Here is a 17,779-nt window from a genome sequence, read left to right on the forward strand (position 1 = left end):
ATATCGTTCCGTCTCGGGACGTGGGATATCACTCCGGGCATGCGGCCCCTCCTCGACTAGATGGAGTTCGGACGGCACGCACCGCTCGCCGCATTCCGCCCTCCGCGTCGCTCGCGACCGACCATTCCGGGCTGTCGCGGTCTCGTTCCTTCGTCACTCGACCGCGTTCCGGGCTAAAATGTATGTGCCCTCGACGCCAGCGGGTATCCCCGTCGGTTGCGCCCCTTGCGGGCTTTCGCGTTCCAGCGCTTTGAGCCGCCTGCGCTGTCGCGCGCCACACGGCGGCGCGCGTTCTCGACGACAGTCGCTCTGGACACGGTCCCGCACATCGGGCCGAACGCGAACGGGCATATCCCGCTGGCCGCTCGCTCCGGGCGGGTCGACGCGCGCCACTGGCTGCGTATTTCCTCCTTGGGTGTGCGCCACTCGCGCCCCCGTGGGGCGCTCGTGAAGGCGCGAGCGGCGCACACACTAATTGATGTAATGGTTGGACTCGGTGTCGTCGAAGAAACCACGAGTGATAGTCGTGGTTGTCGGGCGTCGCGATAACGCCTTCAGGTCCAGTAGACCAATGAGTAGTAAGAATCCACGTGGTAGTAACGGTGTTGGACAGGCAGTTGAAACAACCAAACTCGGAGAAACAAGCGAGCGAGAAGCAGACTCGGAGTCGGACATAGCGGAGATTGAGGCTGTCGACGAGGTTCGGGTGCGTGAGGAGCGTCTGCGGGCGACGGTGGACATGGAGATTCGAGCGAGAATAGATTCAAACCACCCTGAAGCGATGGGGGCTGGGTTGACGCTTGCGGAGGAGGAGCGGGCGTTAGCGCGGGAGTGGGAGATTAAGCGCACACACCACCGGTTTGACCGCCGAGAAAGTTCTGACAGAGAGGCTCGTACTCGGGAGTACGTGAGTAAGCGGACGCCGAGTGAACTCTACGAAGCCCGGCCGGTTGACCCTCGGGAGGAGCTTGGGTGTGAGATGTTGGGTGAGGTGAATCGGGAAGCGATGCGCTTGGAATCGAAGTGCCGTGGATTCTCACGGGCAGCAACATCGAGAGTGCTTGCTGGGCGCGTCCAGCAGAATGGGGATGTGACGACGGGCGTGCTTGAGACTCTCGAGAAACTCGCATTAGGGCCCGGGCAGATCATTCCATTCGGTGACCTCGAGCGGGTTGAACGTGATGAGGTGACGGTGGAGGGTTGGGTTGAGCGGTTGTTCGAGCCTTCGCATCCAGCGATCGCTCAAGTGGGTTTGCTGGAAGATGAGAGCGGTCGTTGCAAAGTGACGATTTGGAAACGGAGTAATCAGTCACTGGTTCGTGAGGGTGAACGAGTTCGTGTGAGTGGTGCGGCATTGAGCTTCTATGAGGGGCGACCGAGCCTGGCAGTCACGGGCTGGAGCACTCTCAGGTTCACTGAGCGAGAACGGTACTGGGAGGCCTAGGGTCTCTCCTCGGCTTTTTCTTTCTGCCAGCTTCCTCCCCAGCCGTCGTCCTCACGCTGGGTTCGGACGCCCCTCGCGCGTTCTCACTCCGTGATTCATCGCACGCCATGGCCAAGGTGTCCTTCTCAACTTCTACACCAATATTCAGCCTGTGTCTTGTTGGTTGTCTGTCCTTGTCGGGGATTTCATTAACCCCCGCCCCACACAGGTAGGTATCATTGGAGTGGTGTTTCTTTAATGGATCAACAAACCCGTCTCACTGAAGACGATCTGAGCGAGGGTGAGCCCCAGGTCTTCATGATGCCTGTCAACCGGAGTCGATGGCTCGATGAATTCAAGCGTACCGTCGACAATCGGATAACTTTCAACGACAGCCGTGACCTCCCTCGTGCTCTCGAGGAATTGGATTCAACGAGGATCTGGGGGACGCAGAGTGGGGAACGCAACGAATCGATGTGGGGGAAACTCACGCCGGGGGATATCATGTTGTTCTACTCTGAGGGCTGGTTTTTCGCTGCCGGCCGAATCAAGGATACCATCCGAAGCCCGGAAGCAGGCGACTATATCTGGGATAACGAGGATAGCGAATTCATCTATACGCTCACGGATTACACGCATCTCGCAATTACAAAGCCAACTGTCTGGGACTGGTTTGGTTACAAGGAAAACTTCACTCGCCGCGGCCTCGCACGGGTTTCCTCAGATCGCGTGGAATCCCTCCGGAGAGAAGTCGGTGATATTTGGGAACACATTCTGGGATTCGAGGTCGATGAGCCAATAGAGTCGATCCTCTCTGCAGAACCCGGTTCCGCTACGTCGAATGGAGGGACGGATTCGTATTTCATCCTAAGAACTGGTGGTGGCGAGTACGAAGACAAACCTAGTGAAGAATACCACTTCAAGGAAGGTATCCCCGGTTCAAGACAGCTCCGTGAGGCTGTAGGGTCCGCGAAATTCGTCTGCCTCGAGGATGAGGAATTCTACGCAAAAGGTGCGATCACGGACATCGCCTCAGAAACCCGCGACGGTACCACACACTACTTCGCCACCATTTCGGGTCACAACGAGATCAACCCCGTTTCCTTCGATGCAGTTCGGGACGACCTTGAACCCAACTTCCCCATCCAGTATGGCATCATCAAAATCCCAGAATCGGACTACAATCGAATCGTCTCCCCAGAGGTTCCCCCATCAGTCACGTCGTATGACTCTGTGAGTGAGGCGACAGAAGATATTACGACTCGACTCACCCAGGTAAGTGAAAACCGAACTCAGTGGTTCACTGAGCAACTAGCCCGCTCGATTATTGAGGACTGGACAACGGCCTTCCGGAACTTCGGTCCTAATACCACTGTTGGGCCAGCTCAGGAAGCCGCCTTCGAACAAATTCGCGACCTCTTCGAGGAGTGCAAAACTGACCTGGAGGCCATTTCGGATGAGATCGGGAACGGCCGCCTTGACTCGCTCTCACCAGCTCAAACCCTCTTCATGGTGCTCTTGCGTCACCTTCAAACCCAGCATGGACTCCGAGCGAACGCAAATCACGTTAAACTCTCCTTGCTCTTCGAGCACAACTACGACCTCCGAACCGAATCTGGTCGAACCGCGTCTGTGGATCACGCGCTCTTCACGCATCTGAGTAAGCACGAGCACGCTGGTGTGTACCGGTTTTCTGCGCCGCCTGAGTACTGGCTCACCAGCATTGCTAGTGGCGCGATCTCCTTCGAAGCAGAGGACGAAGACGACTGGAGTCGCCTCAACCCCGATGACGTTGTACTCTTCTACTGCCAGCAAACCGACCTCGATACGACCGGGGAATACGCGAGCGGATTCATCGGTGCCGGTGTCGTTGGCAATCTAACTCGGAAGCCCTCGACTGATCCGTGGTGGTGGGATGAACACCACAATAACGAGTCTTTCCCCCTTATCGCTAGCTTCAACGCGGTCTATCTCACGGGGAATGATGACGCTTTGCCCGATTCGAATCCAATAACGGAGTCGACGACGCCTAAGTCCCTGGAGTCTGCTTTCGAGGCGCTCACTGCGAACCTGCTTCAATACGATACTGCTGTTGACCTTTGTGAATCCAGGACTGGGCGTGGTCTGGCGGTCTCAGGGCGATTCTCACCGTTTCTCGACGAACAAAGCGAGCCTGATCATGAGCGGCCCCGTATTCTACTCGAAGCGATGGCCAAGAGCGGAACACTCACTCCTGTTCCCCCGATAGACCTGGTTCGAGATTTCGAAGGGGCCTTAGATCAGGCGACAATTCTCGATGGCCTGCATTTTGAGGGAGACCGGGGCCAAGAGTTAGTTTCACAAGTTGGTCAAGCCCTTCGGGCTGGAAAACACGTGATCTTTACTGGTCCACCTGGGACTGGGAAGACAGAGGTAGCTCGTCGAGTTGCGTCCTATCTTGTGGATTCAAGCCCGGATCTGTACACGGATTCACAGCTGACAACGGCAACGGCGGATTGGTCGACGTTCGATACCGTCGGAGGATACATGCCGGACGGCTCAGACTCGGATTCGGATGAACTAGAGTTCTCACCGGGCGTCGTTCTGAACCGATTCAAGGGTCGTCGTCCGGAGATGCAGCGCAACGAGCCGCTCATTATTGACGAGCTGAATCGCGCAGATATCGACAAAGCATTCGGGCAACTCTTCACTGTTCTCTCGGGTCAGTCTGTCCAGCTTCCATACCTGAAGGATGGGCAGGAAGTTGAATTACAGAACGCGACTGGCCTCTCAGGGAAGCCAGCGTCCCATCAGTATGTGGTCCCGGAGTCCTGGCGGATCTTCGCGACGATGAACACGTACGATAAGACATCATTGTACGAGATGAGTTACGCCTTCATGCGGCGCTTCGCGTTCATCCGCGTCGAAGTCCCTGACCTCCCCGCCGACCCCGAGGAGTTAGATGCTCTGATTGCGCGGTACACGTCCGTTTGGGATGACCTGGACCCGGACGAGAATGAGCGGACTGCGGTCGGGCAAGTCTGGCGTGCAACCAACACAGCAGTCGAGAACCGCTCGATAGGGCCCGCAATCATTGAAGATATGCTCCGGTACGTGGCCCAAGGGAACGATCGCCTCACAACCCATCTAACGCAGGCCGTCATCAGCTTCGTGTTCCCCCAGCTAGAGGGCGTCCCTGAGCGCCGGGATATCCTCAACGCGATTGCTCAAGTGAACACCATTGATGGGAGTGAGATTGAGCGTGCGGCCCAGGATATGCTGCAGGTCGACTCCCTCGAGCATGCATAAAGACGACCTTCTCGATAGCCTCACCGAGGACATCCTTGCGTACGCGATGCAGGGCGCATTTCCAGAGCGAGAAATTGCGGCTACACTCAAGCCAGATGAGTTAGATGACCGCTTTAAGGAATACGAATTGCTCCTGGATCTGCATTTCATCCTGCAGGACGATGTGACGTCATTCGTTCGTGAACTCCCGAAACACGTGCGCTCAATTCGGACGGAAACCCAGAATGTCTCACACACTACACGAGGTGCTGTGAATGGTCGAATCGACTGGTCGGCCACGACGAAAAAGCGGTATTCGGAGTACCCGAATGACCGCAGCATCTTCGTATGCGAGAACCGCTCTAAGAACTATGATATCCCTGAGAATCTTGTTCTGAAGCGTTTGCTTGCGGTAATTTATGAGACGCTTTCAGCGGCTGAGTCCTACCTCCGGTCCGACTATACATGGGTGGAGGAAACTTGGCGCGGTGACGAGGAACTCATTGATGAGCTCACGAACCTCGTCGAGCGGAACGTCCACGTGCGCCGTATTCGCGAGCCAGCCTCATATGAGCCAACCGAGCGAATGCTCACGCAGGCTGAAAGCTCACGGCAACCGGTCTATCGCCAGGCTGCACGCCTTCTTCGGAAGCGTCAACGCCTATTCGATGGCGATGAAGCACTACTCCGGGAGTTGCTAGCTGAGACAGCGGTAACACCGGATGACGAGGACGTGCTGTTCGAGCTATTCGTTCTCTTCCGGTTCATCTCAACGATCGATGCAATGCGGGAGGGTTCATTCACGCTCGAAACTATTGCGTCAGATCACCAGGAGGTCGCGCACTTTACCGGGGAAACGGAAGCAGAAACAGAAATCGCCATCTATCACGATAACTCTGCGCGAGACAGAGACCTCTCGTTTCGGGCTGGCGTTGACCGCGACTCAGATTCACTGTCTCGAACTGACCGCGTCCAACTTGTAGCTCAGGAGGTTGCCGATTCGTACTTTACGGACAGAGAGTTCCAGAATCATACTGGTCGTCCGGACATCATTGTGCTTGAGATCATCTCCGGGAATGGAACGTATGAGTACCTGATTACGGAGGTGAAGAACAGTACTCGCACGAAGACGATCAGGCAGGGGATCAAAGAGACGCTCGAATACGTCGCGTTCCTCCGATTAGACGATGAATTCGTGTTCACCGACGAATCTGAAGATGTATTCGGAGACGGCTGGAACGGCCTGCTCGTCATTCAGGACCTAGACTCTGAGACGGCTTCCTTTGAAGCACAAAAAGACAATGAGATCACGATCCTCCAAGCCTCAGAAATCGATGAACAACTCCAGCACGTCCTCGAGAACATTCTTTGATCTCTCGGCCTTGAACCACTTCTAGGGGACCAAACGGATGCTCACTGGCTCCCGAGGCCATACTTCTTTATGCGTGCTGGGTAACCCAATCCGTGCCAATTTTTCTTGGAGGGATTGGCTTTCTGGCGTGACGACTGATGGTGGACTTCACCTATTGTTGAGGAATAGGATGGAACCTATGTCAGGTATTAAGGCGGTCTCCCTCCTGTTCTTCGAGTATCTATGGCTGATATTGGCCTCGTCAGTTGTGTGAAGACGAAACGAAGTGAGCCGGCCATACCTAAGGACCTCTATACCTCCGATTACTTCCGTAAAATGCGAGCGTATGCCGAAAGATTCCACGATGACTGGTGGATACTTTCGGCGGAACACGGCCTTCTGAATCCGGATGGGGCACAAATAGAGCCCTATGAAGAGACACTCACGGGCGCATCAGTGGCAAAGAAACGTGAGTGGAGCAACCGTGTAGCCGAGCAATTAACCGAAGCTGGATTACTATCCGAAGATACTACTCTTGTCCTTCACGCCGGGAAGAATTACTACGAAGAGTTGCTACCTCTCATCAAGGACTCAGGAGTCGCAGTTGAGATCCCTACAGAGGGACTATACATTGGGGAGAAGAAAGCCTGGTACAAGGAGCGACTCTGACGGGGCTCGAAAATGTGTAGAACGGGGAATCACCCTACACCACTCAATCGAAGTAAGGCACCTGCATCCCGATCTACCCTGCTCTAATTGAGGGGTGTCCTCTGTTCCTGGTACACTTGCCGTATCTAGTAAAGTTTCGAGTGCAGCATTGTCGGAACTGAACTCCTCCTCAATCTCATCAGTCGTTCCTGAAGATGAGAGTGAGCCCCAGTCGAGTGGGTAGAAGCACACGAAGTCAAAGGTACTCTAGAGGGATCAACCACAATAGCATCCTCTCAACGATATGTAAATATCGTCTGAAACCTAAGTGGCTGGTTTTATCTAACATACGACCAACTGGTCACGATGATGACCGGGTCTTACTTCATTCATACTAATCGACAACATGGCCATATAATTGATTTCGGTCGATTATTCGAGGATGTCAGCGTGGCCGCAACGTTTGACGATAGGTCGGACTACGGTGAACAGCTTCAGCCCTTGAGCGAGGGTGATCGGGTCCTGATGTACGATCAACCATCAGGCACCTACATTGGCGTTGGGACTATTTCGAAGCCGTGGAGTGGAGACGGTGTCACCGATCCTGAAAAGAAGGTGGCCCCAGAGGACGATGTTGAAGAGTTCCACGTTGGCGTCGATTGGGAGCATTGGCGTCACCCCAACAATGGCTACAATCGGGCGAAAGTCAACCGCATCCTAGAATATCCCGAGGCGCATGCACCTCGACAGTCAGTAATGCCGATTAGTAACCCCGACGAACAGGCGATTAACCGGGTGTACGGCATTATTAGCGATGGTAGTGAGTTACCCACGGTGTTGACTAACGAACAGCAGGAGGTTCTCGAAGAGTGGCGGGAAGTCGCGGTTAACCACACCGCTGGCGAGGAGTTTGATTTCGAGAAGCACGACCGGACGAAAGATATTCGAGAGCGAGCAAGCACTTTCATCGACGACCCCACACCGGAACGATTCAAGTTGATGTGGGACCGGATGCATGCCGCCATCCAACGTGGTAATGCCGAGAACATACTGTCCAAGTGGGACAGTTCGATTGATGATCTTGCAGACCTCATCAAAGAAATTCGCGATACTGACCACTACGACGATCGGTGGGAGTCCAAACTGGGTGGGAAGACGACGGTTCGGGAGCTCTTCGGAAACTTTCACATCGAGGAGTATCCGATTATCAACGCCGCGACCGAGAGCGGACTAGCCTTCTTTGGCTACGAACAACCAGGTTCCTACGCAGAAGGCGTCGAGGAGTTCGAAGATTTCCTTCAAACGTACGAGCAAGTAGTTGGTCATGCGACAGCCAAAGCCGATCATGAACTGAAAGTGCCGATCCATCTCGAGGTAGACCAACTCTTCAACGTCATCGACAAGGTTGACGAGTCGAGTATCAGGAACGAATCGTCTGATGCTGCAATCCGCCTCTACCGGACAGTCCTCGACGCCAAGACCGACACCGGTACTGATGGTGGCGAATCAGCAACGACGTTAAAGGAACTCGCTGGAACGGATGCCAACCCGTTCTGGGTCAATCAAGGCAACCAAGATGAAATCCGAGATGAATATCTGCGAGCCAAGGTCGACAACACCTGGCACCATGACCTCGAGCGAGTAGTAGAAGGAGATGTCATCTTCCATAATTTCGATGATGAACTACTCGGCTACTCAATCGCTACGGGAGCTCACGAAACCTACTCATTCCACAACCAAGAGTACCAACGAAGCGACGTTGACTTCCACTGGTTCGACGAGCCACTGCCGGTCGACACCGAGCTGAAGGAAATGCTCGGCCAAGAAAAGTACCGAACAGAGGAATACTACCCGATAAATTCGAACGACCACCTCGCACAAGCATATCTTGCAGATCTATCGGAGTCAGCCGCGAACTTCCTCCTCAGCAGAGTCGATGTCGATCCAGGTCAGGATACATCGACCGATACCGTTGAACTCCCGGCCAAACCGGATAGTTCTGCAGAGATTGAACGCCAACTCATCCAGAACAAACAGGTGGTGTTCTATGGGCCTCCCGGAACCGGGAAGACCTTCGATGCGACGCGCTTCGCGAAACGGTGGGTTCACGAGAAAACTAAAGGTAAGCCCGAAGCGAACCAGATCAGGTCGGTCACGTTCCATCCCTCCTTCTCCTACGAGGACTTCATCGAGGGACTGACCGCCAACGCGACGACGTCAGGAAATGTTACATACGACATCGAAGACGGCGTGTTGAAAGAAATCGTCGAGGACGCGACCGATGCTTTGGAGGCAACGCCAACGGGTGAGCGTCCACCACCGTTCATTCTAATTATCGACGAGATCAACCGTGGGAATCTCGCCCAGATCCTCGGGGAAATCATCACCCTCCTCGAGGCGGACAAACGAGGGAGCTACAAGGTCGATCTTGCTCATTCTGGCGATCCGTTCACACTTCCCTCGAACCTATACATTATCGGAACGATGAATACTGCCGACCAGTCGATCTCGCTGGTCGATACCGCCCTCCGCCGCCGATTCCGGTTCATTGACTTTTCACCGAACCTCGACGTCGTCTTCGAACAATCCGACACTATCGACGCCAGTGCCGATCCTGAAGAATTGCTCAAAGCACCGCAGGGAACTATCTCTGACCGGGACCGCCTCCTTGCAGCGAGTGTGCTGGCGGTGGACGAGCTAAACGAGCGTATTCTGGATGCACCACAGCTCGGGAAGGGCAAACAGCTCGGCCACACATATCTCCTTGAACACGAGTCGCGGGCCGCAGTCGTCGACGCGTGGCGCTTCGACATTCTTCCCCAACTGGAGGAATACTACTTCGGGCAGTTCAATCGGCTGCGAGAGAACCTCCTCCACGGAACTGGCGAGACACTAGTCGAGTGGGATACTGAGCGTATTCAGCCATTCACTGCTGACGACCTCTATAGAGCGCTTTGTACGCTCAGTGGCATCGAGAACCCGGTTGGACTCTCCGGGTACGAGCATGAATTAACTGGAGGGCCGAGTGCTGACTCCGACGACGACGCATGGGGGAAGGGGGAACGAACACCTGAGGCGTTTCGTGAGCGGATTTTGTCAACACTTGATCCGGCGAACGCTGAAAAACTCGGTCAACTCATCGATGTCGGTGACGAGATCGCCCGGCTTGATCCCGGCGATGGTGACTACGCGAGTCTGATGGTGAAAGCGGAGGAAGTGAATCCTTCCGTCGGGATAGTCCAGATTGAGCAAGACGGAACGATTGGCTTCCGGTGGGACTGGCTCCTCTCGAACGACGACAGCGAGGTCTCGCCGGCGTTCGTCGACGAGGCTGCACCGGTCTTCGAGTCGGTTACTGGCTATCAACACGAGAGGAACCCAGCGGATGGGGAAGATGGTGACTTCGAAAGTCCTGAACTCGTTGTCCAAGATCTTTCCCAAGCAGATGTCGACGACCTCATCGAGGGTCTTCGTGAGTTCGTTGATCGGGCACGCGAACACCAGCATGACTGAGCTCCTCCCACTCGGTGGGCTTGGTCCACGTATCGACGAGGCCGCAGGCACCGAGACTGAGCCTCCATCCGAGCCAATCTCGCTTGGGGAACATGAGACGACAGAGTCTTTCCCGGTCTCAGAGGCCGACGCCGAGTTTCTGGAGAGCATGGAGCAGCGGTTCGGGGCCGCGCCACTCGGGGTGTCCTTCGGGAGCGACGGACAGGTAACTCTATCTAGTGACTCGTTCGTGGGGGTGCTCACGCTCCCGAGTGGGGTTCGCGTTGAAGTCACCCCGAAACGGACGGTTACCCGATTACTGTGGGCGCTCCAGTATGCGTTCGACACGCCGGTTGATTCGACTGACCTGGAGACTGACTTCACGAGCGCATCGTCGTTTTTCGACGCGATTGGCATCCTATTTCGGACTGAACTCCGCTCGGTGTTGTCCCAGGGCCTCCACCGGGATTATGTCCCCACGAGCAGTGTTGAGGAACGCGTAAAGGGTCGCATCGACGTCCAGCGACAACTCCAGCGCCCCTCACCCGTCACGACCGACTTCGCAGTCAATTACGAGGCGTTTACGGAAGATAACGACCTGAATCAGGCAGTATTAGCGGCACTTCGAGTGCTCATCAAGCTCGTGGGCGATGATGGCCTTACAAGCCAACTCCGGGCACAGGAGCGACAACTCCGGGAGTTCGTTAGCGTGGCGTCAGTCCAGCCCGCGGCCGTTCGTCGTATTGAACTCTCGCGGCTGAACAACCACTATGCGGCACTCCTCGAACTGGTGACGCTGGTGTTAGAGCGTGAGTTCTTCGAGGATATTCGTGCTGGAAACCAGCGCTCTCTGGCGTTGTTCGTGAATATGAACACTGTCTTTGAACGGATTATTGAACGAGCCTTTCGATCGGTCGCACGAGACCGAAGGGATCTTCGTGTCTACGGTCAGGCCGCGATTCCAGATCTTGTCGACGGGCCACATGCTGTTTCGATGCAGCCGGACGTGCTCGTCCGAACAACGGACGAGCGGCCGGTATTCGTCGCTGATGCGAAGTGGAAAACGAACCCGCACTCGCCGTCGTCCAGAGACGTGTACCAACTGACGTCCTACATTCTCTCCCTCGAAGTTCCTGGCGTACTCGTCTACCCCGGTGGACGAGTGGGAATACCCCCCTCCACAGTCGGAGGGTATTCGCTGCACTCCTTCGCAGTGGCGACTGACTCGGATGCCAGTTCCTACGACGACTACGTTCAGGCTCTCGAAGGAAGTGTGGAAGAGCTGTTCGAGCAATTCCTTGTAGGGGGTTCCGGAACCGCTCTACGATAGTTGAAGCTCCTGCAGGATGCTACGTTACCGCTCCTCGCGGCTCTTGGATACGATTCCTTCACCGTCGTCGTTGAGCACAATGAGGCCGTTCTCATTTCGCTCGAAATACTCGAGCAGGGACTGGCGGAGATAGCTGTAGAGATCTGATCCAGAACTGTATCCCCAGAGTGAGCATAGTTCTGCGTTTTTCGTCGGCTGGACCTCATGAATGTCGTGGAGGCGCTGGAGGTCTTGCATCGATAGATCGTACTCTGCCCGGAGCTCGGCGTTTGGACGTTCCACCGCTGTCTCAGCAGTATCCTCCTCTTCGTCTGTATCATCATCTCTACTCAGCGCCCCGCCTGTCGTGTACTTCGCACCTGAGTCCGGGTCTTTCGAGATCGGGCCGTTGTCGTCAGTATCCGTTGAATCTGTGCTTGGCGAGGTAGATGATTCTAAACCGGTCGTCTGTGAGGTGGTTATTTCGATCTCCTCTAAATCCGTCTGTTTCTCTCGAGCCGCTGTGAGAAGACGTTTCAGAGTTATCGGCTCGTCTTGGTAGATCGGATAGAGCCACCAGAGCTGTTGGAGGTCACTAGGTGAGAGAACCGACTGCTCGCGGACATACTGCATTGCTGTCTCCCACTGGCGTTCCGAGAGCCCACCGTCTTCGAAGTCGATGTACTCGAGGAATGCGTTGGCAACCGGGACCGTTACGGTATCGATGATCTCTTGGAGGTTAAGTGGCCCGTCGATTGTTTCGACGGATTCCTCGTCGACGAGTTCCTCGGCCCAGAGTTCATTCCCTCGCCGCTTTGCACGAGCAACGACGGCCGGGTCGATTGCTGCCGACTCGAAATCGGGCTGCTGGCCGATTCGTTCCCCGAGCTCTCGGACCCAGTGAAGTTCCTGAGCGAATGCCTTCCCGTCGACGCCATCAAGATGCTGCTCGTCAGGAACGGCGACGTAGTGATGGAAGTGCGGTCGTTGATCGCCGTGTCGCCGGAGAATCCGCCCCATCCGTTGGATGAGTTGGAGCTCCGTTTTCGTTCCGGCGACGTTGATTCCGACTTCCGCATCCGGAACGTCGATACCCTCATCGAGTAGCTTCGGTGCGACCAACACGCCGTTATCGGCATCTTTGAAGCGGTCGATGCGATTCCGGACGATCTGGTCTTTCTTCTTGGTAGACGATGCGACCTGACTGTGGACTGCGTACACGTCGTCACAGACACTGGAGAGTTGATCTTCGATCTCGTCCACCATCGCGATGTTCATTGTGAACATTACGATTTTGATGCCCTCTCCCTCCGCAGTAAGGTAGTTCTCCGCAAGCCTGATTGCGGCGTCAAGTTTAGGGCGGGAGCGATGTCGAATCATGTTTCTGTCCATGATTGCGGCGTGGAGATTCTGCCACGAGTCCGGGACGGTGGCTTGCTCGATGTTCGCAGCCTTGTGTGCGCGGATGAAATCCCCCATGTCCTGGAACTCATTGAACGGTACATCGAGACGGCGCACGAGCGCCGTTGACTTATCGGAGTAGCGAACGGTCTTGAAGAGGTTCGTGATGCGGTTGGTCTTCTGTTCCCACTCATCGGCTTCAGAGGTTTCGAGGGCGGTTGGATGAACAGTCCACTCAAAGTCCGGAATGACGCCATCCTGCTGGGCATCTTCGACAGAGTACGTGTAGACGACCTCGCCGAGAAGAGATTCAAGCTCAGATCGCTTCTTCCCTCCTTCACGACCGAGCGTCGCTGAGAGCCCCAGCATCGCCTCGGTATCGACGTCGTCAAGGGCAGCTCCGAACCCACCCTCACCCGTGTTCGAGTAGTGATGGGCCTCGTCACAGATGACGAGGTCATACGTCCTCTCGGGTGCGCCACCGTATCGAGGCTGTATTGAATGGATTGTATGGAAATCGACGGACCCAGTCGAGAATTCTAACGTCTCGGGTTGGCCACTGCGATCCGCACCGGAAATGTTCAGACCTAGGAGATCCCGGATTTCTCGCTCCCACTGGCTCAGAATCGCGTTCGAGTGCGCGATGACGGCGATGGACGCGTCTTCTGTCCGTTCGGCTTGTTCCCAAACGTCGAAATTGTGGTTCGGGAGAACGCCACAGAGCTGCGCGATTGCCCCGATACCGGCGACCGTTTTTCCTGTAGCCGTCGCCATCTCCAAAACGCCGTGTCGGCCTGTAGACAGCCATGCTTCAAGGCCTTCGCGCTGGTTCTTCCAGAGTGAGACCATCAACACCGGGTACCGGAGGGAATCGACAAGCTCCTCGTGGTCTAACTCGTTGTACTTGTCGACCGCGCTCTGGAGTTTGGTTAGGAGATCCGCATCGCCGTGTACCTCCTGTTGGAGTGCCGTCGCATAGAGCTCTAACAGATAGAGCGTTCCATCCCGGTTCATGTGGTCGAGCTCCATCTGGCTCGGGTCGAGGCCATTCCGTCGGAGATACTTGGTTAGGAGTCGCTCTGCCGATTCCGCAAGAACATCGAGCTCTCCGCTGTGATGGGTTCTCAGGGTCCGATTCAGGTCCGCGATTCCTTCTCTGAACTCGGCGAATCCCGCCCCATCGTCGGCTGCTTGCTCTCCTGTACCGAGTCGTTCACCGATGAACTCAGAGAAGAGTTCGTCGTACGCGTCCCGCATGAACTGTAGATCCGCCGGGTGTAATGGGCCAATATACCGGTCGAGATGAGCGTAGTTCGCGAGCTCACTATCCATCAGCAGCAGCTGTTCTAACGTATCTTTCCCCGAGAGACGGTCTTCCTCGTACTCCTCGAAGTCCCGGTACTCCGAGCCCCTTGGTGCCATCTCTCAAGAACGAATACATACAACCAGATAACACTTTTTACGCACTATACCATTACCTGGATGCTACGAGCATGAGAACCGTCCCGGTCTTAATTCATTTAAGACAATACTGATAGGATGGCTGCATTTCACTTTGGGCGGCTTCTGGAATGTCTCGGTGGCGACGAGTACTCTCGTGCATGACGTTACTTGCGACTAATATACCCCTTTTACAACCGGGCGTCTAGATGGCTCTCTCCTGATTCGGAAGCACGCAAGGAACGTGTGTCGTCCGTCCCTAGAGGGCGATTGGGGTGTCTACGATGCATGTTCCCTCCGGTGCCAGCGGTTCTCCTCTTTGGTCCCGGATTCCATAGACGCTCCCCTGTCTCCGCCCCGAGAGACAGCTTACCTCACCACTATACGAACGTTGGATAGCTTCGTCCGCCTTGCCGGGAGTAGGCCTCCTCAACGATGTCGTCGATTTCCGTTGTGGTGAAGACGTCTTGCATTGCGGTCTGCTTGAACAGCCGTCGAACCTGGCTGAACCGATAGTCGGCGTAGAAGCTCAGGTCGAAGACGAGCGCCCGGGCTGCGTCTTCAGATGTCTTGTACGAGCGGGTTGATGACTCCCAGTCTCCCTCCACGATCGGCATGATTCGGGCGCTGTTTGCGGCCGTCTGGAGCATCGTCCAGATCTGGTTGTCACTGAGTGGTTGTTCAAACCGGGGCGTCGGGCCGGTCGTCTGTTCATCGGTCGTGTCCGTCGTGTGGACGTTGCGTTGCGATCTCATTGTCGGTGGCCGCGCGCCCCGTCGCAACCTCGCGACGGGCGCGCTCCACCTTCGGTGAGGCGCGCCCCCGCGCCGGCCCGCCTCGCGATAGTCCGATGACCCCGGGAAATTCACCGACGGAATAGATATCGATTACAACGATGGAAGCCCAAGTGCCGTTTAGAAAGGGACAGGGAGAAGTCATAGTGAATCGTTTAGAGACTAGTTCTGCTGGAAAAGAGGGGGAAAGTAAGGGAGTCTGAGGTAGGACGTATAGAGTTCTATACGGAGTGGCTCAGTTTGGAGGAGGGGAACCAGCGCTGTCCGGACGTAGAGGGGTAGGTTCAGCGTTTGAGATGGGAAATACGGATAGTGTGAAACAGACGCGAGGCGGGCCGTCGCGAGCTGCTCGTGAATCCACGGAAAACCAACCGGTAGCAGACTGGGGGATTGATAAGAATTTCGCCCACTATTCGGATTCAAGAAGGCGTACGCAGGCCGTATGCGGAGCGTCGGCCAGACCGTCGGGACCCCAGGTGTATGGTTGTGAATCATCACGGGAAACATATCCTTCGGACTGGAGTCGCTTCAGCCAATCCCGGGTTTGCTTCTCACCGATTGAAACCTCCTCTCGATTCGCGATCTCGGCAGCTGTCCCCGGACCATCATCTAGGAGCGCTCGAATTACGCCGCGCTGTCCCTCGGAGCGTTCTTCGATCACGGCCGTCTCCGGTCCGTCCGTGACCATCTCGGCTAACCACTCCGGAAGGACGCTTGTGTGGATGTAGACCGTTGCAGCCGTCGTTCGACCGAACCGGAGGATGGCTTGGGCAATCTTGTGTTCGCGATAGTGCCGGAGAAACGGTCGCTCAGGAATCCCGTAGTCGAGGTCTGTCCCTTTCCTCTCGTCGTCTCTTACTGCCGTATAGCCTTCTAGTGCGGCAGTGATCTGGAGTGGTCTGTCGCCTGGATGTGGGGAGCCGAGTACGATCCCAACCTCTGTTCCCGTGAAGTCGTTGCTACTCCGGAGCGCGCCGTAATGTTTGACTTCCCGGATTCGGTCAGTCACTCGCTCGATGTTGATGAACGGCTCACTCGGTGGTTCCTCGAAGAGGCGTTTAGCTGCACTCTTGGTTGTGATGACGCCTGGTGTTGTCCCGTGCCGATTTGCAACCGCCTCGATCACCCCGAAGTCAGCCCGCCGATTGACGTATTCACCACTACTGTATGGCTTGACGTGCGAGGTCGTCTGTACGAATTTGTAGCCGATGACGTCGCGGAGATACTTGGCCCGGCAATCGTCGCAGAGAATTCGCCAACTCTCGATTTTGTCGACGCCGAGCCGTCCGCGCCAGAGCTCTTCGACGGGCGTTCCGTCGAGTCCAACTACCGCGTGGGCATCGTCAAGAGCTGGCGGTCGTCGTATGACGACCCGTGATTCGGCGTGATCGTAGACTACCTGTGATCCGTCTGGAAGGTCGACATAATCAAGTCCTGCTTCTTCCCGAAGCTGATCGTCCCAATCATACTCCGCTGGTGTTGTGTCGCCAATAATCGGTCCGCCGAGTTCGAGCATCGCGAGTGCCGCAGTCGGCGCCTCGGCATGGCCATCAGTATCGTCGACTGCCTCCGTTGGGCGTGCAATAGAGGTGTTATCTGAGAGTCCGTCACGAATCCTGTCTCTTATCGCTTCCATCCCCTCATTTGTTGCAGCTGCGATCAACCCGAAGTGGTTGTCAATGGGTAAGTCGTCGTTCTTGTTGAGGAATGTTGAAACCGCTGCTGAGAGCTCATTCGCGTCGAATTCTGTACGGTAGGCATCCCCTGGATCTTCATCGAAAATGACAACGCGATCCTCGATCACACGTTCCAGGGCGGCGTGGGCTGGACCGCCGACGATGACGTCGGCCGCCTCGACCGCGTCCCAGCGTCTGAGGTACGGACAGTCCCCGTCCTGCATACACGGCAGCGTATCCTGCAGATAGTAGTGAAGGTACGTCGGTGAGGCACCTCGCGACCTATAGTCGTTGATTCGCTCGGCCCACTCAGATCCGTGCTCTCCTTTTCGGGTTGGACAGCTTCGGTCGAGCGTCGGGACCTCAACAACCACTTTATCATGCTCGGCAGCGAGATCAAGGTGTTCGTCCCTCGTCTCGTACCGGTGAGTGAGGATTGCAGCCGGGACGTCTAGATCGAACGCGATCTCTGTCGCGTGTCGTGTTTTCCCAATCGTGGGCAGGCCGTCGATGATTACTGGCGGTGCCTGCTCGTCGTCGAGTTGTGCCTTGATTGCATCGTGAATTCCGTCTCGGCATGCCTCCCAGACAGTCGATTGAGCGAATTCGCCCTGTTGAGCTGCTACGCGGGAGCCCCGACAGCATTCATCTATATCAGCACCAACCATCTATTCAATTGTAGAGTGATGGGAAGTTAATCATCACGCTTATTCGACCCGTAAGCAACGAAGCACCTCATTCAAGGGATTGGCCGGGTTTGGCGTTCCACGAAAGCAGTCAGGCGACAATGCCCACTATCACGTTGTTCAGGATTCATCGAACCGTACTGCAGTAGCTTGTGACCCGCTATTCGAAGATTACCTCACCAGATAGTACGACTCACCCTCGCTGGAACTCCGTAGGGATGCCCAACAACTTGGGATGCCTATCGGAGGTAGCGATTCGAACGTGACCACACTCCTTCAACTAGTGCCCCGT

At 55.7% G+C, this 17,779-nt stretch carries 9 protein-coding genes; 6 read left to right on the top strand and 3 right to left on the bottom strand.

The genetic code is table 11. The features are described 5' to 3' along the window. Positions 1-571: 571 nt before the first annotated feature. From LT965_RS09710 to LT965_RS09735, 6 genes are all read left to right on the top strand, one after another. A complete protein-coding gene (locus LT965_RS09710; RefSeq protein WP_232700598.1) occupies positions 572-1,444 on the top strand; it encodes an OB-fold nucleic acid binding domain-containing protein in 873 nt (290 codons plus the stop codon). A gap of 237 nt (positions 1,445-1,681) precedes the next feature. Further along, complete coding sequence (locus LT965_RS09715) at positions 1,682-4,711, top strand: AAA family ATPase (RefSeq protein WP_232700600.1); 3,030 nt, start codon at positions 1,682-1,684, stop codon at positions 4,709-4,711. Continuing rightward, positions 4,704-6,062 (top strand): hypothetical protein, encoded by a 1,359-nt coding sequence (locus LT965_RS09720; RefSeq protein ID WP_232700602.1) that lies wholly within the window; start codon positions 4,704-4,706, stop codon positions 6,060-6,062. Before LT965_RS09715 ends, LT965_RS09720 begins: the two co-directional genes overlap by 8 nt. A gap of 222 nt (positions 6,063-6,284) precedes the next feature. Next, entirely contained in the window at positions 6,285-6,710 is a 426-nt protein-coding gene (locus LT965_RS09725; protein WP_349292023.1) for a DUF6884 domain-containing protein, read from the top strand. A gap of 345 nt (positions 6,711-7,055) precedes the next feature. Further along, entirely contained in the window at positions 7,056-10,202 is a 3,147-nt protein-coding gene (locus LT965_RS09730) for an McrB family protein (protein WP_232700605.1), read from the top strand. Beyond that, complete coding sequence (locus LT965_RS09735; protein WP_232700606.1) at positions 10,195-11,511, top strand: McrC family protein; 1,317 nt, start codon at positions 10,195-10,197, stop codon at positions 11,509-11,511. Before LT965_RS09730 ends, LT965_RS09735 begins: the two co-directional genes overlap by 8 nt. 24 nt (positions 11,512-11,535) lie before the next feature. Here LT965_RS09735 and LT965_RS09740 read toward each other — a convergent pair whose 3' ends face one another. From LT965_RS09740 to LT965_RS09750, 3 genes are all read right to left on the bottom strand, one after another. Then, positions 11,536-14,313, bottom strand: coding sequence for a DUF5797 family protein (locus LT965_RS09740; protein WP_232700607.1), 2,778 nt, complete (start codon positions 14,311-14,313; stop codon positions 11,536-11,538). Between the two features lie 398 nt (positions 14,314-14,711). Beyond that, positions 14,712-15,086 carry a hypothetical protein gene (locus LT965_RS09745; RefSeq protein WP_232700608.1) on the bottom strand — a complete coding sequence of 125 codons (375 nt, stop codon included), beginning with the start codon at positions 15,084-15,086 and terminating at the stop codon, positions 14,712-14,714. A 448-nt stretch (positions 15,087-15,534) separates the two neighbouring features. Next, positions 15,535-17,469: a hypothetical protein gene (locus LT965_RS09750; protein ID WP_232700609.1), complete on the bottom strand. Its 1,935-nt coding sequence runs from the start codon at positions 17,467-17,469 to the stop codon at positions 15,535-15,537. Positions 17,470-17,779 lie beyond the last annotated feature (310 nt).

Origin of the sequence: Halobacterium wangiae (assembly GCF_021249345.1) — an archaeon.
Classification (GTDB): Archaea; Halobacteriota; Halobacteria; order Halobacteriales; family Halobacteriaceae; genus Halobacterium; species Halobacterium wangiae.